The organism is Cellulomonas sp. HD19AZ1 (genome assembly GCF_004535805.1).
In the GTDB taxonomy this organism is placed as follows: domain Bacteria; phylum Actinomycetota; class Actinomycetes; order Actinomycetales; family Cellulomonadaceae; genus Cellulomonas; species Cellulomonas iranensis.
Window position 1 is genome coordinate 750,618 of the sequence record NZ_SPHX01000001.1, and the last position, 20,195, is coordinate 770,812.

Consider the following 20,195-nt stretch of genomic DNA (forward strand, 5'->3'; position numbering starts at 1 on the left):
ACCTAGCGATGACCGACCACTCCCTGGCCCACCGGGCCCAGCACCCGACGCGGACGGAGACGGTGCACCTGCCGCCGTCGACCCCGCCGACCAACCACGGCCGGACGGTGGCCGCGTGGACGACGACCTGGGTCGTCGTGGCCGGTGCCCTCGTCGCCGCGCTGGGCGTGGCGTTCGCGCTGGTCTGGCTCTTCTGGGTCGGCATGGCGATCGCCGTCGGCGGCCTCGTGCTCGGCAAGGTCCTGCAGCTGCTGGGGCACGGCCAGGGTGGCGCCGCGACGCTCGCCCGGGCCCGCCGCCGCGGGGCGCACTGACCGTTCCGGGGCTCCGTCCCGGACCGCACCCGGCCGGCCCTGGTGGTCGGCCCCGAACGACGCAGGGAGATCTGCATGTCGACCCCCAACGAGCCGCGTGACCCGTCGACCCCCGACCCGTCGGGCGCGGGCGGTCAGCCGCCCGTTCCGCCCGCCTCGGGCGGTGTCCCGCCGTACCCGGCGGGCACCGGGCCGGAGACGCCCGCGGCGCCCGGCTACGGCCAGCCGCCGACCTACGGGCAGCAGCCCCCGGCCGCGCCGGGCCAGCCGCCGGCCTACGGGCAGGCCCCCGCGTACGGCCAGACGCCCGCGTACGGCGGCTACGGCCAGGAGGCGACCGGCTACGGTGCGGCCCCCCAGAACACGTCGCGCAACTCGCTCGGCGTCTGGTCCCTGGTGCTGGGCATACTGTCGGTGCTGCTGTGCTGCTTCGTGGTCGGCGTCATCCCCGGCGCGATCGGTCTGTGGCTCGGCGTCAAGGGCCGCGGCGCCGCGGCCCGTGGCGAGGCGACCAACGGCGGTCTCTCGCTCGCAGGCATCATCGTCAGCATCCTCGGCATCGTCCTCGGCCTCTACATCCTGGTGAGCGTCGTCATGGGCATCTCCCAGTACGGCGGCTGGGACGGCTTCATGGACTACGTCCAGTCCGAGGTGGAGCGCCAGCAGCAGATGGCGCCGTGACCTCTCGGCTCACGCCCGGCGTCGCCGCCGGGACCACGGCACCGCACCCCGCCGCGCGGCGGGGTGCGGTGCTGCCGTTCGTCGTCGGGGCGGCCGCGGCGGCGGGTGCCGCGCTGCTGGTCGTCCGGTCGCCGTACCAGCCGCTCAGCTACGGGATCTGCCCGTCGGTGCTCTTCCTCGGCGTGTACTGCCCGGGGTGCGGGGGCCTGCGCGCCACGCACGACATGCTCACGGGCGACCTCGTGGGCGCCTGGTCGGTGAACCCGTTGTGGACGGTCGCCGCGCCGCTGCTCGCCGCCACGTGGGTCGTGTGGACCTGGCGCCGCCTGCGCGGCGGGCCGCCGCTCACGGCACCGCGGTGGCTGCCGTGGACCGTGCTCGTCGTGGTGGTGGCGTTCTCCGTGCTGCGCAACGTGCCGGTCCTGGCTCCCTACCTCTCGCCCGGGCCCCTGCCCTGATCCCCGGGCGCCGTCCCGCACCCGTCCCGTGATCCTGGAGGCCGCACCATGACGCAGCCGAACGAGCCGCGCGCCGGCGACGCGCCGTCGACGCCCGAGGGGCCGGTCTACGGCCGTGAGGCGGCCTACGCGTCGCACGACGTCGGGGCGTCGACGCAGGACGCCCCGACGGCCGCGCGGGATCACGCTGCCGGGCAGCCGGCGCCGACCTGGGCGGGGCCGGACGACCAGCACGGCGCGCCCGCGGCGTCGCCCGGCGACCCGTCGGCCGCCCGTCCGCCCGTCGGCGGCACCCCTGCGGGCTACCCGCCGCCGGGCTACCCGCCCCCGGGCTACGGCCCGGCACCCTTCTACCCGCGCAACGACCTCGCGGTGTGGTCGCTCGTCCTGGGTCTGCTCTCGGTGCTGGGCTGCCTGTTCTTCACCGGCATCCCCGCCGTGGTCGTGGGCGGGAACGCGCGCCGCGCCGCGGCCGCGGGCGAGGCGAACAACGACGGCATGGCGACCGCGGGCGTGGTCCTCGGGTGGGTCGGCACCGCCCTGGGCGGTCTGCTCGCGATCATGTTCGTGCTGACCGTGCTGCTCCCGCTGATGTTCGTCGGCTTCGCCGTGCCGTTCCTCGACGGCCCGTGGCGCCACTAGACCGGGACCGACCGGCTCGGGACCGGCCGGCGGAGCACCCGGTCCCACACCTCGGGCGGTGGACGGGGGTACCCGGGGGCCCGTCTACGATGACGAGTCGGTGGCGAGGGCCCGAGGACCGGGCCGGCGCCGCACCGACCGGCCAGAGGGGATGATCCGTCGATGACCGTGCTGGACGACATCGTTGCGGGGGTGCGCGAGGACCTGGCCGCACGCGAGGCGGCGACACCCCTGGCCGAGCTCAAGGAGCGGGCGGCCCGGCGCGAGTCCGCGCTGCAGTGCGTCTCGCGGCTCAAGGCCGCCGACGCGGTCACGGTGATCGCCGAGGTGAAGCGCTCGAGCCCGAGCAAGGGCGCGCTCGCCTCGATCTCGGACCCCGCGGCGCTCGCCGCCGAGTACGAGAAGGGCGGGGCCGTCGCGATCTCGGTGCTCACCGAGCAGCGCCGGTTCAACGGCTCGCTCGCCGACCTCGACGCGGTCCGCGCGCGCGTGGACGTGCCGGTGCTCCGCAAGGACTTCGTGGTCTCGCCGTACCAGGTGTGGGAGGCGCGTGCGCACGGCGCCGACCTCGTGCTGCTGATCGTCGCGGCCCTCGAGCAGACCGTGCTGGAGTCGCTCGTCGAGCGGGTGCACTCGCTCGGGATGACCGCGCTCGTCGAGGTGCACGACACCGAGGAGGTGGCGCGTGCGGTGGACGCGGGCGCCCGCGTCATCGGCGTGAACGCGCGTGACCTGCGCTCGCTCGAGGTCGACCGCACGACGTTCGCGCGCGTCGCGCCCGCGATCCCGTCCGACCTCGTCAAGGTCGCCGAGTCCGGCGTGCGGGGTCCGCACGACGTCATGGACTACGCGCGCGCCGGCGCGGACGTCGTGCTGGTGGGCGAGGCGCTCGTCACGGACGACGCGCCGCGCCAGTCCGTGGCGGACCTCGTCGCGGCGGGGTCGCACCCGTCGCTGCGGGCGGTGCGGCAGTGACCGCCGGGCGCGCGCAGGAGGGTCGCCGGCTGCGGGACGTGCTGCTGGGCGGCGGTCCGCTCGCGACGCACCAGGGCCCGTACTTCGGCGAGTTCGGCGGGCGCTTCGTGCCCGAGGCGCTCATCGCGGCCCTCGACGAGCTCGAGACGGCGTACCACAAGGCGCTCGCCGACCCGGCGTTCTCCGACGAGCTCGAGCGGCTGCACCGCACGTACACCGGCCGCCCGAGCCCGCTGACCGAGGTCCCGCGGTTCGCGCGTCACGTGGGCGACGGCGTGCGCGTGTTCCTCAAGCGCGAGGACCTCAACCACACGGGCTCGCACAAGATCAACAACGTGCTGGGGCAGGCGCTGCTCGTCAAGCGCATGGGCAAGAAGCGCGTCATCGCCGAGACGGGCGCGGGGCAGCACGGCGTCGCGACCGCCACGGCCGCCGCCCTGCTCGACCTCGACTGCACGATCTACATGGGCGAGGAGGACACGCAGCGCCAGGCCCTCAACGTCGCGCGCATGCAGCTCCTCGGCGCGACCGTCGTGCCGGTCGCGATCGGGTCGCGCACGCTCAAGGACGCGATCAACGAGGCGCTGCGCGACTGGGTCGCCAACGTCGACACGACGCACTACCTGCTCGGCACCGTGACGGGACCGCACCCGTTCCCCGAGATGGTGCGCGACTTCCACAAGGTCATCGGCGACGAGGCGCGCGCCCAGCTGCTCGACGAGACCGGTCGGCTGCCCGACGCGGTCGCGGCGTGCGTGGGCGGCGGGTCGAACGCGATGGGGATCTTCAACGCGTTCCTCGACGACCCGGACGTGCGGCTCTTCGGCTTCGAGGCCGGCGGCTCGGGCGTCGACTCGGGGCGGCACGCCGCGCGGTTCTCGGGCGGGTCGCCCGGTGTGCTGCAGGGCACGCGCAGCTACCTGCTGCAGGACGAGGACGGCCAGACGCTGCCCAGCCACTCGGTGTCGGCCGGGCTGGACTACCCGAGCGTCGGCCCCGAGCACGCGTGGCTGCACGACATCGGCCGCGCGCAGTACCGCCCGGTGACGGACGACGAGGCGATGGACGCGTTCCGCGTGCTGTGCCGGACCGAGGGGATCATCCCGGCCATCGAGTCGGCGCACGCCCTCGCGGGTGCGATCCAGCTGGGCCGCGAGGCGGCAGCGTGGTCGACGGACGGGCACGAGCCCGTGCTCCTGGTGAACCTGTCGGGGCGCGGGGACAAGGACGTCGCGACGGCCGCCGCGTGGTTCGGGCTCATCGAGGACGAGCCGGTGGTCAAGGCGGACGAGGGAGAGCAGCTGTGAGCACGACGCAGGTCCGCTCGCGCACCGGCGAGCGGCTCGAGGCCCTGGCCGCGGGGGAGTCGCCGCGCGCCGCGCTCGTCGGCTACCTGCCGGTCGGCTTCCCGTCGGTGCCGGGCTCCGCCCGTGCCGCACGGACGATGGTCGAGGCGGGCGTCGACGTCGTCGAGCTCGGCATGCCGTACTCCGACCCCGTCATGGACGGCCCCGTCATCCAGCGTGCGGTCGACCGGGCGCTCGCGCAGGGCACGCGCGTGCGGGACACGCTGCGCGTGGTCGAGGAGATCGCCGACGCCGGCGCGCCCGTGCTGGTCATGACGTACTGGAACCTCGTGCTGCGGTACGGCGTGGACGCGTACGCGCGCGATCTCGCCGCCGCGGGCGGCGCGGGGCTCATCACGCCGGACCTCGTGCCGGACGAGGCCGGGCAGTGGCTCGCCGCTGCCGACGAGCACGCGCTCGACCGCGTGTTCCTGGTCGCGCCGAGCTCGACGCCCGAGCGCCTCGCCTCGACGGTCGGCGTGAGCCGCGGCTTCGTGTACGCGGCGTCGACCATGGGCGTCACGGGGGAGCGCGCGACGGTCGGCGACCGCGCCGAGCAGCTCGTCGCGGACACGCGTGCCGCCGGTGCCGAACGGGTCTGCGTCGGGCTCGGCGTGTCGCGACCCGAGCAGGCCGCACAGGTGGCCGCGTACGCCGACGGCGTGATCGTCGGCTCGGCGCTCGTGCGCGCCCTGCTCGACGCGCCCGACGAGAGCGCGGGGCTCGACGCGCTCGCTGCGACCGCCGCCGGGCTGGCGGACGGCGTGCGCTCGGCGCAGCGGGTCCCGCGGTGACCGGGGCGCTCGCCCTGGCGATCCCCAGCCCGTCGCGGGGCGTGTGGCACCTCGGCCCGTTCCCGCTGCGCGCGTACGCGATCGCGATCCTCCTCGGCATCGTCGTCGCCGTCGTGGTGACCCAGCGACGCTGGCGCGAGCGGGGCGGCGACCCCGAGACGGTCCTCGACATCACGTACTGGGCCGTGCCGTTCGGCATCGTCGGCGGCCGGCTCTACCACGTCATCAGCTCGCCGGCGAAGTACTTCGGCGAGGGTGGCGACCCCTGGAAGGCGTTCGCCATCTGGGAGGGCGGTCTCGGCATCTGGGGCGCCGTGGCGCTCGGCGCGGTCGGCGCGTGGATCGGCTGCCGCCGCGCGGGCGTGCGCCTTGCGCCGTTCGCCGACGCGCTCGCGCCGGGCCTGCTGCTCGCGCAGGGCATCGGCCGTCTCGGCAACTGGTTCAACCAGGAGCTGTTCGGCGCCCCGACGACGCTGCCGTGGGGCCTGCGCATCGACGACGCGCACCTGCCCGCGGGCTACGAGTCCGGCACGCTGTTCCACCCGACGTTCCTGTACGAGCTGCTGTGGAACCTCGCGGCGGCCGGTCTGCTGATCTACCTGGACCGCCGCCGCCGGCTCGGGCACGGCCGCGTGTTCTGGCTGTACGTGGTGCTCTACACCGCGGGCCGGCTGTGGATCGAGCTGCTGCGCATCGACCCGGCCGAGACGGTGCTGGGCCTGCGGCTCAACGTCTGGACCTCGATCCTGGTGGGCCTCGGCGCGCTGGTAGCGTTCGTGGTGGTCGGGCGCCGGCATCCCGGACGCGAGACGACCCTCCTGCTGACACCCCCCACGACGCAGGACGACGAGGCGGACGCCTCCGAGCGCACCCGGTGACACGGGGCGGCCGGGCCCCGTCTCGTGAGAGGTGGGGCACCGACCCGCGCTGCGGGCGGTATCGTCGCCTCACTGCACGGGCCGACGACGTCCCGGTACCCCCTTGTTCGTGCGATGCCCCGCCCCCGGGGACTGTGAGGACGGTGCGCTGATGTCGACGTCGCCCGTGAGCCCTGGCGCCCCCGTGGCGCCCTCCCGGCACGCGCTGTACGACCCGGCGGCCGAGCACGACGCGTGCGGCTTCGCCTGGGTCGCGACGCTGCGCGGCACGCCCGGTCGCGACATCGTCGACGCCGGTCTGACCGCGCTGCTCAACCTGGACCACCGCGGCGCGGTCGGTGCCGAGGAGGACAGCGGCGACGGCGCCGGCATCCTCACGCAGATCCCCGACGCGTTCCTGCGTGACGTGGTCGACGCCGAGCTGCCGCCCGCCGGGCACTACGCGATCGGCATGGCGTTCCTGCCGCAGGACGACGACGCGCGGGCCGAGGCGGTCGCCGCGGTCGAGGCGGTCGCCGCGGAGGAGAAGCTCGAGGTCCTCGCGTGGCGCGAGGTCGTCGTCACGGCCGACCTGGTCGGGCCCACGGCGCGCGCCTCGATGCCGGTCTTCCGGCAGCTCGTCGTCGCGGACCCGTCCCGCGAGCTCGCGGGCATCGACCTGGACCGGCGTGCGTACCGGCTGCGCAAGCGCGCCGAGCGCGAGCACGGCGTGTACTTCGCGTCGCTGTCGGCGCGGACCATCACGTACAAGGGCATGCTGACGACGGCCCAGCTCGAGCCGTTCTTCGCGGACCTGTCGGACCCGCGGTACGCGTCCGAGATCGCGCTCGTGCACTCGCGCTTCTCGACCAACACGTTCCCGTCCTGGCCGCTCGCGCAGCCGTTCCGGATGATCGCCCACAACGGGGAGATCAACACGGTCAAGGGCAACCGCAACTGGATGGCCGCGCGCGAGGGCATGCTGGCCTCCGAGCTGCTGGGCGACCTCGAGCCGCTGCTGCCGGTGTGCACGCCGGGCGGGTCGGACTCGGGCAGCTTCGACGAGGTGCTCGAGCTCCTGCACCTCGCGGGCCGCTCGCTGCCGCACGCGATCATGATGATGATCCCGGAGCCGTGGGAGAACCACGCGCAGATGGACCCGGCGACGCGCGCGTTCTTCGAGTACCACTCGACGCTCATGGAGCCGTGGGACGGCCCAGCCGCCATGACGTTCACCGACGGCACGCTCATCGGGGCCGTGCAGGACCGCAACGGCCTGCGGCCCGGGCGCTACTGGGTGACCGAGGACGGCCTCGTGGTGTGCGCGTCCGAGGCCGGCGTGCTGGACCTCGACCCCGCGACGATCGTCGCGAAGGGCCGGCTCGAGCCGGGGCTGTTCTTCCTCGTCGACACCGGTCAGGGCCGCATCGTCGCGGACACCGAGGTGATGGCCCAGCTCGCGGCCCAGCGGCCGTACGGCCAGTGGGTGCAGGAGAACGTCGTGCGCCTCGAGCAGCTGCCCGAGCGCGAGCACGTCGCGCACTCGTCGGCGTCCGTGCGGCGTCGCCAGCGCGCGTTCGGGTACACCGAGGAGGAGCTGAAGATCCTCCTGACGCCCATGGCGTCGGCCGGTGCCGAGCCCCTCGGCGCGATGGGGTCGGACACGCCGGTCGCGGTGCTCTCGAAGCGCCCGCGTCTGCTCTTCGACTACTTCACGCAGATGTTCGCGCAGGTGACGAACCCGCCGCTCGACGCGATCCGCGAGGAGCTCGTGACGTCGATCGGCGGGGCCATCGGGCCCGAGCCGAACCTCCTGGAGGACGGCCCCGCGCACGCGCGCAAGGTCATGCTGCCGTTCCCGGTGATCGACAACGACCAGCTCGCGAAGATCGTGCACGTCGCGAAGGAGCCCGCGCTGGGCTTCCGCTCGACGATCATCCGCGGCCTGTACAAGGTCGAGGGCGGGGGAGCGGCCCTCGAGAAGCGTCTCGAGGAGATCTTCGCGGAGGTCGACCGCGCGGTCGCCGACGGCGTGAGCTTCCTCGTGCTGTCCGACCGCAACTCCGACGCGGACCTCGCACCGATCCCGTCGCTGCTGCTGCTCTCGGCGGTGCACCACCACACGCTGCGGCGGCACACCCGCACGCAGATCTCCCTGGTCGTCGAGGCCGGTGACGTCCGCGAGGTGCACCACGTCGCGCTGCTCGTCGGCTACGGCGCCGCGGCCGTCAACCCGTACCTCGCGATGGAGACGGTCGAGGACCTCGCGCGCAGCGGGTACCTGCCCGGCGTGGGACCCGAGAAGGCCGTCGCGAACCTCATCAAGGCGCTCGGCAAGGGCGTCCTGAAGGTCATGTCCAAGATGGGCATCTCGACCATCGCGTCGTACCGCGGCGCGCAGGTCTTCGAGGCCATCGGCCTGTCGCACGCGCTCGTCGACCGGTACTTCACCGGGACGACGAGCCGCCTGGGCGGCATCGGCCTGGACGTCATCGCGGCCGAGGTCGCCGCGCGGCACGCCGACGCGTACCCCGCGAGCGGCAACCGCCAGGCGCACCAGCGCCTCGCGGTGGGCGGCGAGTACCAGTGGCGGCGCGGGGGCGAGGAGCACCTGTTCGACCCCGAGACGGTGTTCCGGCTGCAGCACTCGACGCGCACGCGTCAGATGGACGTGTTCCGGGAGTACACGCACCGGGTCGACTCGCAGGCCGAGCGCCTGATGACGCTGCGCGGCCTGCTGCGGTTCAAGGAGGGCTCGCGCCCGCCCGTGCCGGTCGACGAGGTCGAGCCGGTCAGCGAGATCGTCAAGCGGTTCAGCACCGGTGCGATGTCCTACGGGTCGATCTCCGCCGAGGCGCACGAGACGCTCGCGATCGCGATGAACCAGCTCGGCGCCAAGTCGAACACGGGCGAGGGCGGCGAGGACCCCGAGCGTCTGCACGACCCGCGCCGGCGCTCGGCGATCAAGCAGATCGCCTCGGGCCGGTTCGGCGTCACGAGCGAGTACCTCACGAACGCCGACGACATCCAGATCAAGCTCGCGCAGGGCGCCAAGCCCGGCGAGGGCGGTCAGCTGCCCGGCCACAAGGTGTACCCGTGGGTGGCCAGGACGCGTCACTCGACGCCCGGCGTCGGGCTGATCTCGCCGCCGCCGCACCACGACATCTACTCGATCGAGGACCTCGCGCAGCTCATCCACGACGCGAAGAACGCGAACCCGTCGGCGCGCATCCACACCAAGCTCGTCAGCGAGTTCGGCGTGGGGACCGTCGCCGCGGGCGTCGCCAAGGCGCACTCCGACGTCGTGCTCATCTCGGGCCACGACGGCGGCACGGGCGCGAGCCCGCTGACGTCGCTCAAGCACGCGGGCACGCCGTGGGAGATCGGGCTCGCCGAGACCCAGCAGACCCTCGTGCTCAACGACCTGCGCGACCGCGTGGTCGTCCAGGTCGACGGCCAGCTGAAGACCGGGCGGGACGTCGTGATCGGCGCGCTCCTCGGCGCCGAGGAGTTCGGGTTCGCGACGGCACCGCTGGTGGTGTCCGGCTGCATCATGATGCGCGTCTGCCACCTCGACACGTGCCCCGTCGGCGTCGCGACCCAGAACCCGGAGCTGCGCGCGCGGTTCACGGGCAAGCCGGAGTTCGTCGTCGCGTTCTTCGAGTTCATCGCGCAGGAGGTGCGCGAGTACCTCGCGGCGCTCGGCTTCCGGTCGATCCAGGAGGCCGTCGGCCACGTCGAGATGCTCGACACCCGTCAGGCCGTCGACCACTGGAAGGCCGAGGGCCTGGACCTCGCGCCCGTGCTCGCGGTGCCGCAGCCCAAGCCGGGCTCGGCGCTGCACCAGGTCAGGACACAGGACCACGGCCTCGACCGCGCGCTGGACAACCAGCTCGTGGCGCTCGCGGAGCCCGCGCTCGAGCGCGGCGAGAAGGTCCGCATCGACCTGCCGGTGCGCAACGTCAACCGCACGGTCGGCACGATGCTCGGCCACCACGTCACCAAGCGCTACGGCGGCGAGGGCCTGCCCGACGACACGATCGACGTCACGCTGACCGGCTCGGCCGGCCAGTCCTTCGGCGCCTTCCTGCCGCGCGGCGTCACGCTGCGGCTGCACGGCGACGCGAACGACTACGTCGGCAAGGGGCTGTCGGGCGGCCGCATCGTCGTGCGGACCGACAACAGCTCGGTCCTCACGAGCGAGCACAACGTCATCGCCGGCAACGTCATCGGCTACGGCGCGACGAGCGGCGAGATCTTCCTGCGCGGGCTCGTCGGCGAGCGGTTCGGGGTGCGCAACTCCGGTGCCACGCTCGTCGTCGAGGGCGTCGGCGACCACGCGCTCGAGTACATGACCGGCGGCACGGTCGTCGTGCTGGGCCGCACGGGTCGCAACCTCGGCGCCGGCATGTCGGGCGGCACGGCCTACGTGCTCGACCTCGACCCCGACCTCGTCAACGTCGAGGCGGCGCGCGCCGGCGAGCTCGGCCTCGGCCCGCTCGACGACGACGACTTCGCGGTCGTCGAGCGCCTGCTGCGCACGCACGCCCAGGAGACCGGGTCGCCGGTCGCCGCCCAGCTGCTCGAGGACCCGGCCGCGACGCGCGCCCGGTTCACGCGTCTGCTGCCCACCGAGTACGCCCGCGTCCGCCGTGCGCTCGCGAAGGCCGAGGCCGACGGCCTCGACCCGAGCGCGCCCGGCGTGTGGGACCAGATCCTGGAGGTGGCCCGTGGCTGACCCCCGCGGTTTCCTGAAGGTGCGGGAGCGCGAGCTCCCGCCGAACCGACCCGTCGAGGTGCGGCTGCGCGACTGGAAGGACGTGCACGCCCACCTCGAGGAGGGCCAGCCGTTCCTCAAGGAGCAGGCGGGCCGCTGCATGGACTGCGGCGTGCCGTTCTGCCACAACGGCTGCCCGCTGGGCAACCTCATCCCCGAGTGGAACGACCTCGTGTGGCGCGGGCAGTGGGCGGACGCGATCGACCGCCTGCACGCGACCAACAACTTCCCGGAGTTCACCGGGCGCATCTGCCCGGCGCCGTGCGAGTCGAGCTGCGTGCTGGGCATCAACCAGCCGCCGGTGACGATCAAGAACGTCGAGGTCTCGATCATCGACGAGGCGTTCGCGCGCGGGCTCGTCACGCCGCAGGTGCCGCAGCGGCTCACGGGTCACACCGTCGCCGTCGTCGGCTCGGGCCCCGCGGGGCTCGCGGCCGCGCAGCAGCTCACGCGCGCCGGTCACACGGTCGCGGTGTACGAGCGCGACGACGAGATCGGCGGCCTGCTGCGCTACGGCGTGCCGGACTTCAAGCTCGAGAAGGTCCACATCGACCGTCGCCTGGAGCAGATGCGTGCCGAGGGCACGCGGTTCCGCCCGGGCGTCGCGGTGGGCCGCGACGTCACGTGGGCGCAGCTGCAGGCCCGCTACGACGCGATCGTCGTCGCCACGGGCGCGACCGTGCCGCGGCGCCTGCGCGTGCCCGGTGCGGACCTCGACGGCGTGCACGTCGCGATGGACTACCTGCACCGGGCCAACGCGGTCGCCGCAGGCAAGGACGTGCCGGACCAGATCACGGCCGCGGGCAAGCACGTCGTCATCATCGGCGGCGGCGACACCGGCTCGGACTGCCTGGGCACCGCGCTGCGCCAGGGCGCCGCGTCGGTCACGACGCTCGCGATCGGCAAGCAGCCGCCCACCGAGCGGCCCGCTCACCAGCCGTGGCCGACCGACCCGGTGCTGTTCGAGGTGTCGTCGTCGCACGAGGAGGGCGGTGAGCGCGCGTACCTCGCGTCGACCGTCGCGTTCCTCCCGGGCGAGGGCGACGACGCCGGCCGTGTGCGCGCGCTGCGACTGGCGACCACCGAGTACCTGCCGGACGGTCGTCGCGAGCCCACGCCGGGCACCGAGCGCGACGTGCCCGCCGACCTCGTGCTCGTCGCGATGGGCTTCACCGGCCCCGAGACCGACGGGCTCACGGGCCAGCTCGGCGTCGACGTGACGCCGCGCGGCGCCGTGGCGCGCGACGACGAGTTCGCGACCAACGTCCCCGGCGTGTTCGTCGCCGGCGACGCGGGCCGCGGCCAGTCGCTCGTGGTGTGGGCGATCGCCGAGGGGCGCGCCGCCGCCGCCGCGGTCGACGCGTACCTGTCCGGCACGTCCGAGCTGCCCGCCCCGGTGGCGGCGAGCACCGTCGCGCTGCGACCCTGAAGACCCGTCCCCCCGACCCACCCTCCCCGGAAGGGCGTACCCGCAGGCCGGGTCCGCCGACCGGGACGTCCGGCCCGCGGCCGAAAATCCAGGAAGGCATAGTCTCGAGACATGCGTAGAGCCAAGATCGTCTGCACCATCGGTCCGGCGACCGAGTCCCCCGAGCAGGTCCAGGCCCTCGTCGACGCCGGGATGGACGTCGCGCGCCTGAACCGCAGCCACGGCGACACCGAGGTGCACAAGCGCGTGTACGACAACGTGCGCGCCGCGGCGAAGGCCTCGGGCCGCTCGGTGGCCGTCCTCGTCGACCTCCAGGGCCCCAAGATCCGCCTCGGGCGGTTCGTCGAGGGCAAGCACGACCTCGCGGTCGGTGACGTGTTCACCATCACGACCGACGACGTCGAGGGCACCAAGGAGCGCGTCTCGACGACGTTCAAGGGCCTGCCCGGGGACGTCAAGCCCGGCGACCCGATCCTCATCGACGACGGCAAGGTCCTCGTGCGCGTCACGGCCGTCGAGGGCAACGACGTCGTCACGCGCGTCGAGGTCCCCGGCCCCGTGTCGAACAACAAGGGCCTCAACCTGCCCGGCGTCGCGGTGTCCGTCCCCGCGATGAGCGACAAGGACGAGGAGGACCTGCGCTGGGCCCTCAACGTCGGCGCCGACCTCATCGCGCTGTCGTTCGTCCGCACCGCGGCCGACTACGACGACGTGCGCCGGATCATGGAGGAGGAGGGCCGGATCGTCCCGGTCGTCGCCAAGATCGAGAAGCCGCAGGCCGTCGAGAACCTCTCCGAGATCGTCCAGGCCTTCGACGGCATCATGGTCGCCCGCGGCGACCTGGGCGTCGAGCTGCCCCTCGAGCAGGTGCCGCTCGTCCAGAAGCGCGCGGTCGAGCTCGCGCGCCGCAACGCCAAGCCGGTCATCGTCGCGACGCAGGTCCTCGAGTCGATGATCACGAGCCCGCGCCCGACGCGCGCCGAGGCGTCGGACTGCGCCAACGCGGTGCTCGACGGCGCGGACGCGGTCATGCTCTCGGGCGAGACCAGCGTCGGCGACTTCCCGATCGAGGCCGTGCGCACCATGGCGCGGATCATCGAGAGCACCGAGGAGCTGGGCCGCGAGCGCATCGCGCCGCTCGGCTCGGTGCCGTCGACCCGCGGTGGGGCGATCACGCGTGCGGCCGCCGAGATCGGCGAGCGCATCGGCGTGAAGTACCTCGTGACGTTCACGCAGTCGGGCGACTCGGCGCGCCGCATGTCGCGCCTGCGCTCGTCGATCCCGCTGCTCGCGTTCACGCCCGAGGAGTCCGTGCGCAACCGGCTCTCGCTGTCGTGGGGCGTGCAGACCTACCAGGTGCCGTCGGTCGAGAGCACGGACTCGATGGTCAGCCAGGTGGACCAGACGCTGCGCGCCAACGGCCTCGCCGAGGTGGGCGACTACGTCGTCGTCGTCGCGGGCACGCCCGTGGGCGTCGTCGGCTCGACCAACACGGTCGTGGTCCACAAGATCGGTGACGAGGAGGCGGCGCGCACGCGCATCGCCTGAGTCGTCGTACGTCCTGACGGCCGCCGCCCCGCACGGGGCGGCGGCCGTCGTCGTCCTCGCCCTGGGGTCGGGCGGATGACGGGGCCGAGGCCGTACGGGTGCGGTGCCGCGTCTGCCACGATGTCGGGATGACGGCCACCGCGGTCCTGCGCCCGCCCCACGACGACGTCGTCGCGCGGCGCTACGCGTCGTGGCTCGCGCGCGTGCTGGCGGTCGCGATGGACTCGGGACTGCTGGGGCTGTGCGTGTGGCTCGTCGCGCCGGGCGCGGGCGTCCCGGCCGTGTGGCCCGGTCTTCCGCCGTGGCAGGGCGCCACGGACGCGGTCCCGGTGGAGCTCGGGGGCGCCGCGTCGTGGACCGTGGCCGTGGTGCTGCTCGTCCAGTTCGGCCTGCAGGCGTGGACGGGTGCCACGATCGGCAAGCGGGCCGTCGGCATGGTCGTGGTCGACGACGCGACCGGGCGTCCCGTCGGCGCGCTGCGCACGGTGTGGCGGCAGCTGCTGCACCTGCTCGACGCGGTCCTGCTGATCGGCTACCTCAGGCCCGTGTGGCACCCGCAGCGGCGCACGTTCGCCGACTCGCTGGCCCGCACGGTCGTCGTCGACGCGTCGTGGCCGCCCGCCTGGGCGGCCGTCGCGCCGCGTCCGACGCGCGTGGCCCAGTCGGTCGCGGCGGCCCTGGGCGTCGTGGGGCTGCTCGCCTTGTTCGTGCAGAGCGGCGGCGCGTCCACCGTGACGGTCGCGCAGGCGCCCTGCGTGCTCGAGGACGGTGCGCCGCGGGGTCTGCACGCGCGCGTCGAGGTCGAGCGGAGCGCGTCGTGGGAGGTGCGGCTGTGGATCCGGCAGGAGCTCCCCGCCGCCCCGGGCACGGTCCGGGTGGTGTGGTCCGCGCTGCCCGGCGCGCCGGGTCACGGCGAGGTCGAGGTCACGGCGGACGTCACCGCGCTCGACGGTGCCGACGAGGGGCGGGTCTGGCACGCCGCGGCGGCCGGCACGCTGGCCGCCGGCGAGCAGACGGTCGTCGACGTCGAACGGGCCGCGGGCGGTGCGGGCGGCCTCGACGTCCGGAGCCGGGTCGACGCCGACGCCGGTGGGTTCGCGTGCAGCGCGCGTGTCACCCTCACGGCCGCGGACCTCGCCGGGACGAGCCGCTGACGCGTCGCCGACCCCGCCGGGCGGAGCCCTGACGCAGCCGTCCGCCCGGGCCGTGCGAGGCGACCGGTGCCGGTGTCGGCGGGCGGTCGTACCGTGGCGGTGTCGACCGACCGCGTGCCCGGTGCCGGTGCCACGCGGCTCTCGATCGGCTCCACGTCCTGCTCCGCCGCCCGCCCGTACCTCCCGGAGGCCGTCATGACGACGCTCGAGAACCGCCCCGCCACCGCGCTGCTCGTGATCGACGTCCAGGTGGGCGTGGTCACCGGGGCGCACGACCGCGACGGCGTCGTCGCCCGGATCGCGTCGCTGGTCGACCGGGCACGCGACGAGGACGTGCCCGTCGTGTGGGTCCAGCACTCGAGCGACGAGCTCGAGCTCGGCTCCGACGCGTGGCGCGTGGTGCCGGACCTCGACGTCGCGGACGGCGAGCCGGTCGTGCACAAGCGCTACGGCGACGCGTTCGAGGCCACCGACCTCGAGGACGTGCTCGCCGCACGCGGCGTCGGACGCCTCGTCGTGACGGGCGCGCAGACGGACGCGTGCGTGCGCTCGACCCTGCACGGGGCGTTCACGCGCGGCTACGACGTGACGCTCGTGAGCGACGCCCACACCACGGAGGACCTGACCCCGTGGGGAGCCCCGCCGCCCGCCGCCGTGGTGGCGCACACGAACCTGTACTGGGGGTTCCAGTCGGCACCGGGGCGCACCGCGGGCACCGCGACCGCCGCGGAGGTCACCTTCGGCTGACCGTCCAGCCCGCCGGGCCGCACGCCGAGGCCCCTTGACCTTGTCACCGTGACAGGCTCTTCGATGGTCGTCGGAGGTGGTCGAGGTGAACCACGAGCAGGACGCGCGCCCGCGCGCCGAGCAGGACGTCGTCCCCGGGCTGGGGGCTGCCGCGGCGTCGACGCGGCTGCGGGCGGCGCTCGCGGCGGGGACCCGCCCCGCGCCCGGGCAGGTGCCGGCGCTCGTCGCGCGGTGCGCGGTCGAGCCGGACTTCCAGGTGCGCGAGATGCTCACGTGGGCCCTGGTGCGTCACGGTGCGGACCTCACGGTCGAGCCGCTCGTCCGCGAGCTGACGTCGACGGTGCCGCAGGCGCGCAGCCAGGCGCTGCACACGCTGTCGAAGATCGGCGACCCGCGTGCGTGGCCCGCGGTCACCGCGCTGCTGCGGGACCCGGACGACGAGGTCGCTCGTGCGGCCTGGCGCGCCGCGGCGGCGTTGGCGCCCGACGACGGACGGAGGGCCCTGGCGACCGCGCTCGTGTCGCAGCTCGGGCGGGGGAGCCGCGACGTGCGGCTGAGCCTGAGTCGCGCGCTCGTGGCCCTCGGCGACGCCGCGACGGACGCGTTGGAGCAGGCGCTCGCGGAGCGACGTGGTGACGCCCGCGAGCACGCCGTCGCGACGCAGCGGCTCGTCGCCGATCCCGACGAGGGGTTCGACGCCGCTGTCGACGAGGCCCGGCGTGTCGTCGCGCTCGCCGCGTCGCCCACGGGTGGGGGAGCCGCCGGTGCTGATCGGTGAGGTCGCGGCACGGTCCGGGGTCAGCGCACGCATGCTGCGGCACTACGACCGCATCGGCCTCGTGCCGCCCACCGGCCGCTCGCGGGCCGGCTACCGCGAGTACGGGGACGCCGACCTGCGTCGTCTCCTGCACGTCGAGGGTCTGCGCTCGCTGGGCCTGAGCCTGAGCGAGGTGGCGCGCGCGCTCGACGACCCCGGCTTCGACCCGGCCGTCGTCGTCGACGGGCTCGTCGCGGCCGCGCGCGAGCGCCGCGCGCGCGAGGACGAGCTCCTGGGCCGGCTGGCCCAGGTGCGCGCGGGTGCGCCGACCGCGTGGCCCGACGTGCTGCGCACGGTCGGCCTGCTGCGCGCGCTCGGGCCGGGCCGCACGCCGGCGGCCCGGCAACGGGCCGCGCTCATGACCGTCGCGGCCGACCCCCGGGACGGCGCCGCGCTCGCGGCCGCGCTCCTCGCCGAGGACGACCCCAACGCGGCGGGCGCGCTGCGGTGGGCGGTGGTGCGCGCCGCAGCGGCGGCCGTCCCGGTGCTCGTCGCCGCGCTCGCGGACGACGACGCGGTGCGGCGGCGCCGTGCGGTCGTCGCGCTCGCCGACGTCGACGACCCCGACGCGGTCGCGGCGCTCGCCGACGCGTACGTCGACCCGGACCCCGAGGTGCGCGCGCGAGCCCTGCTGGCGGGCGGACGACGCGGCGACCGGCGTGCGGTCGCGCCCCTCGTCGGGCTCGTCGTCGAGGGTCGGGACGACGTCGAGGCCGCCGAGGCGCTCGGCGTCCTGGCCGAGGACCCGGACGTGCGCGCCGAGATCACCCGCCGGGTCGCGGACGCGGCGGCGCTCGCGGACCCGCCCGCGCGGCAGCGGATCGCGGGGGCGCTCGCGGAGGTGCCGGGGGACGGTGCCCGCGCGCTGCTCGAGCGGCTGGCCGCGGATCCCGCACGCCCCGTCGCGCTCACGGCGACGGCCGTGCTGCGGCTGCGGCGCACGTGCGGCTGAGCCGCCGACGTGCGGGGACGCGCGGGACGCGTGGTGTGCCCCGAGTGGGATTCGAACCCACACTGGATCGGGTTTGAGCCGAACGCCTCTGCCGGTTGGGCTATCGGGGCCGCGTGCCAGCCTAGCGCCGTCCGCCGCCGCGGCGGTCCGGCGTGCGGTGCCTGTGCGTGCTCGACGGCGCGGTCGCGCACCGGCGCGTGACGGTGACCACGTGGCGGACCGCGCGTCCACGGGTCGATGCGCACTACGCTGTGCACGTGACCACGGACGACAGCACCGAGCCCACGCAGGACGCGACGCAGGGTCTGGACCTGCCCGCCGCCGAGCCGGCGCCCCGCGCCGCCGCGCCGTCGGCCGGTCGGCCCGCGCGCCGCGCGGTCGTCGCCGAGGACGAGGCGCTCATCCGCATGGACGTCGTCGAGACGCTCACCGAGGCGGGGTTCGAGGTTGTCGGCGAAGCGGGTGACGGCGAGCGCGCCGTCGAGCTCGCGACCGAGCTCAAGCCCGACGTCGTCGTGATGGACGTCAAGATGCCCGTCCTCGACGGCATCTCGGCGGCCGAGCGCATCGGCAAGGCGCACCTCGCGCCCGTCGTGCTGCTCACGGCGTTCTCGCAGACCGAGCTGGTCGAGCGCGCGCGCGACGCGGGCGCGATGGCGTACGTCGTCAAGCCGTTCAGCCCGGCGGACCTGCTGCCCGCGGTCGAGATCGCGATCTCCCGCTACGCGCAGATCACCGCGCTCGAGTCCGAGGTCGCCGACCTCGCGGAGCGCTTCGAGACCCGCAAGCGCGTGGACCGGGCCAAGGGCCTGCTCATGACGAAGATGGGCCTGACCGAGCCCGAGTCCTTCCGCTGGATCCAGAAGACGTCGATGGACCGTCGTCTGACGATGCGCGAGGTCGCGGACGCCGTCATCGAGCAGGTCGGCGGCGCCGCCTCCTGACGCCCCTGAGCCGCATCCCGAGCCCGGTCGACGCCTCGCGTCGACCGGGCTCGGTGCATTTCGCGGGTCACGAATGTGCAACGACATCTGTGAGACATTGCGATTCACATGTCGGACACAAACCATGAGTACGTTCGCGCCACATCGTCGTGGTCCGCGCCGGACCCCGGCAGGTGCAGTGCTCACAGAGGGGTACCACACGCATGATTCGTTCGACACGTGCAGGACGTGCGCTCGCAGTCGCAGGAGTGGTCGCACTGGCGCTCACCGCTTGTGCCGGGGGCGACGACGAGGCAGGGTCCGGCGGCGACGCGACGTCGTCGGGCGGTGGTGACGGCGGCGAGGCGCTGCACATCGGCACCATCCTCCCGGTCACCGGCTCGCTCGCGCAGCTCGGCCCGCCCGAGATCGCGGGCGTCGACCTGGCCGTCAAGGAGATCAACGACGCCGGCGGCCTGTTCGGCTCCGACGTGCAGGTGACGCACACCGACTCGTCCGACGCGCAGAACGCCTCGGTCGCCACAGCCTCGGCCCAGGAGCTCATCTCGGCGGGCGTCTCCGCCATCATCGGGGCCGCGTCGTCGTCGGTCACCAAGAACATCGTCGACGACATCACGGGCGCGGGCATCGTGCAGGTGTCGCCCGCGAACACGGCGACCGACCTGTCCGGGTACTCGGACTTCTACTTCCGGACCGCGCCGCCGGACACCGTGCAGGGTGACGTGCTCGGGAACCTCATCGTGGGTGACGGCGCGTCGAACGTCGGGATCCTCGTGTTCAACGACTCGTACGGCACGTCGCTGCGCGACGTCGTCGAGGGCGTCGTCGGCGAGGCCGGCGGCACTGTCGTCTACGGCACGTCGGGCCAGGAGTTCGACCCGGCCGAGACCAACTTCGCGACCATCGTCGCGGACGCGATCGCCGCGGGCCCGGACGCCATCGCGATCCTCGCGTTCACGGACCAGACCCCCGCGATCGTGCGCGAGCTCGCCGCGCAGGGCTGGGACATGAGCAAGACGTACTTCGTCGACGGCAACCTGCAGAACTTCGGCACCGAGGGTGACACCGGGTTCCCGGCCGGCACGCTCGAGAACGCGCAGGGCACCCTGCCGGGCGCGTACCCGTCGGAGGAGTTCCAGGGCCGCATGCTCGAGGTCGACCCCGGTCTCAAGGACTACTCGTACGGCCCCGAGTCGTACGACGCGACCATGCTGGTGGCGCTCGCGGCCCTCAAGGGCGGCGCGTCCGACGGCGAGACGATCCAGGCCAACATGGCGGCCGTCTCGGGCGCGGACGGCGGCACCGAGTGCACCGGCTGGGAGGAGTGCTCGAAGCTCCTCGCGGACGGCGAGGACATCGCGTACCAGTCGGCGTCGGGCGTCGGCCCGTTCAACGAGGCCAACGACCCCTCGTCGGCCTTCATCGGGATCTACCAGTTCGGTCCCGAGAACACGTACACGTTCAGCCGCTCCGAGGAGGGCGAGGTCCCGCAGGGCTGAGCCCAAGGACCCCGCACGGCACGCGTCGGCCCCCGGAGCGCAGGCTCCGGGGGTCGACGCGTGCCGTGCGTCCGCGGACGGTCCGGGATGTCTCGGCGCGTCACGGGGCTGCGGGCAGAGTCGGACGCCCGCCGCGCCACGGGCCGCCGGAACGAGCCGGGCGCCTCGTGGCGCCGTCCCGCGTCCGGGCTCGGTGCGCAGGGCCGCCGGCCCCGCGGCACGCGTCGCCGGGACCCGGGCCCGGGGCGCGTCGCGGCACGA

17 protein-coding genes and 1 tRNA gene are annotated in these 20,195 nt (G+C 74.4%); 17 read left to right on the forward strand and 1 reads right to left on the reverse strand.

What is annotated here, in order from left to right; translation table 11 throughout:
- Nucleotides 1–8: 8 nt before the first annotated feature.
- The 15 genes from E4A51_RS03405 to E4A51_RS03475 all read left to right on the forward strand — a co-directional run bounded on the left by E4A51_RS03405 (nt 9) and on the right by E4A51_RS03475 (nt 17,491).
- On the forward strand, nt 9–314 hold the full coding sequence (locus E4A51_RS03405) for an HGxxPAAW family protein (protein WP_046528504.1): 306 nt from the start codon (nt 9–11) through the stop codon (nt 312–314).
- Nucleotides 315–389: 75 nt separating this feature from the next.
- Nucleotides 390–995: a DUF4190 domain-containing protein gene (locus E4A51_RS03410; RefSeq protein WP_052748213.1), complete on the forward strand. Its 606-nt coding sequence runs from the start codon at nt 390–392 to the stop codon at nt 993–995.
- Nucleotides 992–1,453 carry a DUF2752 domain-containing protein gene (locus E4A51_RS03415; RefSeq protein ID WP_070319658.1) on the forward strand — a complete coding sequence of 154 codons (462 nt, stop codon included), beginning with the start codon at nt 992–994 and terminating at the stop codon, nt 1,451–1,453. Before E4A51_RS03410 ends, E4A51_RS03415 begins: the two co-directional genes overlap by 4 nt.
- Before the next feature lie 48 nt (nt 1,454–1,501).
- The gene (locus E4A51_RS03420) at nt 1,502–2,095 is read left to right on the forward strand and encodes a DUF4190 domain-containing protein (protein ID WP_070319659.1); all 594 of its coding nucleotides are present in this window, start codon (nt 1,502–1,504) and stop codon (nt 2,093–2,095) included.
- Between the two features lie 162 nt (nt 2,096–2,257).
- Nucleotides 2,258–3,070 carry an indole-3-glycerol phosphate synthase TrpC gene (trpC, locus tag E4A51_RS03425; protein ID WP_046528502.1) on the forward strand — a complete coding sequence of 271 codons (813 nt, stop codon included), beginning with the start codon at nt 2,258–2,260 and terminating at the stop codon, nt 3,068–3,070.
- A 38-nt stretch (nt 3,071–3,108) separates the two neighbouring features.
- Nucleotides 3,109–4,377 carry a tryptophan synthase subunit beta gene (gene trpB / locus E4A51_RS03430; RefSeq protein WP_070319672.1) on the forward strand — a complete coding sequence of 423 codons (1,269 nt, stop codon included), beginning with the start codon at nt 3,109–3,111 and terminating at the stop codon, nt 4,375–4,377.
- Nucleotides 4,374–5,210, forward strand: coding sequence for a tryptophan synthase subunit alpha (gene trpA / locus E4A51_RS03435; RefSeq protein WP_134850855.1), 837 nt, complete (start codon nt 4,374–4,376; stop codon nt 5,208–5,210). Before trpB ends, trpA begins: the two co-directional genes overlap by 4 nt.
- A complete protein-coding gene (gene lgt, locus E4A51_RS03440; protein ID WP_046528500.1) occupies nt 5,207–6,088 on the forward strand; it encodes a prolipoprotein diacylglyceryl transferase in 882 nt (293 codons plus the stop codon). The genes trpA and lgt overlap by 4 nt, the downstream gene beginning before the upstream one ends.
- 151 nt (nt 6,089–6,239) lie before the next feature.
- The gene (gene gltB / locus E4A51_RS03445; protein WP_134850856.1) at nt 6,240–10,805 is read left to right on the forward strand and encodes a glutamate synthase large subunit; all 4,566 of its coding nucleotides are present in this window, start codon (nt 6,240–6,242) and stop codon (nt 10,803–10,805) included.
- Nucleotides 10,798–12,273, forward strand: coding sequence for a glutamate synthase subunit beta (locus E4A51_RS03450; RefSeq protein WP_134850857.1), 1,476 nt, complete (start codon nt 10,798–10,800; stop codon nt 12,271–12,273). The genes gltB and E4A51_RS03450 overlap by 8 nt, the downstream gene beginning before the upstream one ends.
- A gap of 111 nt (nt 12,274–12,384) precedes the next feature.
- Nucleotides 12,385–13,821 carry a pyruvate kinase gene (pyk, locus tag E4A51_RS03455; RefSeq protein ID WP_046528497.1) on the forward strand — a complete coding sequence of 479 codons (1,437 nt, stop codon included), beginning with the start codon at nt 12,385–12,387 and terminating at the stop codon, nt 13,819–13,821.
- A gap of 128 nt (nt 13,822–13,949) precedes the next feature.
- The gene (locus E4A51_RS03460; RefSeq protein WP_134850858.1) at nt 13,950–14,975 is read left to right on the forward strand and encodes an RDD family protein; all 1,026 of its coding nucleotides are present in this window, start codon (nt 13,950–13,952) and stop codon (nt 14,973–14,975) included.
- 195 nt (nt 14,976–15,170) lie between these two features.
- Complete coding sequence (locus E4A51_RS03465) at nt 15,171–15,722, forward strand: isochorismatase family protein (RefSeq protein WP_046528495.1); 552 nt, start codon at nt 15,171–15,173, stop codon at nt 15,720–15,722.
- A gap of 85 nt (nt 15,723–15,807) precedes the next feature.
- On the forward strand, nt 15,808–16,500 hold the full coding sequence (locus E4A51_RS03470) for a HEAT repeat domain-containing protein (RefSeq protein WP_134850859.1): 693 nt from the start codon (nt 15,808–15,810) through the stop codon (nt 16,498–16,500).
- Nucleotides 16,487–17,491 carry a MerR family transcriptional regulator gene (locus tag E4A51_RS03475; RefSeq protein WP_134850860.1) on the forward strand — a complete coding sequence of 335 codons (1,005 nt, stop codon included), beginning with the start codon at nt 16,487–16,489 and terminating at the stop codon, nt 17,489–17,491. The genes E4A51_RS03470 and E4A51_RS03475 overlap by 14 nt, the downstream gene beginning before the upstream one ends.
- A gap of 36 nt (nt 17,492–17,527) precedes the next feature.
- Here the strand turns inward: E4A51_RS03475 and E4A51_RS03480 are convergent.
- Nucleotides 17,528–17,601: transfer RNA gene (locus E4A51_RS03480), tRNA-Leu, on the reverse strand.
- A 147-nt stretch (nt 17,602–17,748) separates the two neighbouring features.
- On the opposite strand from E4A51_RS03480, the gene E4A51_RS03485 reads away from it, so the two are divergent.
- Nucleotides 17,749–18,435: an ANTAR domain-containing response regulator gene (locus E4A51_RS03485; protein WP_134850861.1), complete on the forward strand. Its 687-nt coding sequence runs from the start codon at nt 17,749–17,751 to the stop codon at nt 18,433–18,435.
- 203 nt (nt 18,436–18,638) lie between these two features.
- Nucleotides 18,639–19,934 (forward strand): ABC transporter substrate-binding protein, encoded by a 1,296-nt coding sequence (locus tag E4A51_RS03490; RefSeq protein WP_070319663.1) that lies wholly within the window; start codon nt 18,639–18,641, stop codon nt 19,932–19,934.
- Nucleotides 19,935–20,195 lie beyond the last annotated feature (261 nt).

Bases quoted from the DNA above. Each gene is read 5' to 3' on its own strand.
- E4A51_RS03420 (WP_070319659.1), top strand. From the start codon at position 1,502: ATGACGCAGCCGAACGAGCCGCGCGCCGGCGACGCGCCGTCGACGCCC.
- trpC (WP_046528502.1), top strand. From the start codon at position 2,258: ATGACCGTGCTGGACGACATCGTTGCGGGGGTGCGCGAGGACCTGGCC.
- pyk (WP_046528497.1), top strand. From the start codon at position 12,385: ATGCGTAGAGCCAAGATCGTCTGCACCATCGGTCCGGCGACCGAGTCC.
- gltB (WP_134850856.1), top strand. From the start codon at position 6,240: ATGTCGACGTCGCCCGTGAGCCCTGGCGCCCCCGTGGCGCCCTCCCGG.
- E4A51_RS03465 (WP_046528495.1), top strand. From the start codon at position 15,171: ATGACGACGCTCGAGAACCGCCCCGCCACCGCGCTGCTCGTGATCGAC.
- E4A51_RS03405 (WP_046528504.1), top strand. From the start codon at position 9: ATGACCGACCACTCCCTGGCCCACCGGGCCCAGCACCCGACGCGGACG.
- E4A51_RS03410 (WP_052748213.1), top strand. From the start codon at position 390: ATGTCGACCCCCAACGAGCCGCGTGACCCGTCGACCCCCGACCCGTCG.
- E4A51_RS03460 (WP_134850858.1), top strand. From the start codon at position 13,950: ATGACGGCCACCGCGGTCCTGCGCCCGCCCCACGACGACGTCGTCGCG.
- E4A51_RS03490 (WP_070319663.1), top strand. From the start codon at position 18,639: ATGATTCGTTCGACACGTGCAGGACGTGCGCTCGCAGTCGCAGGAGTG.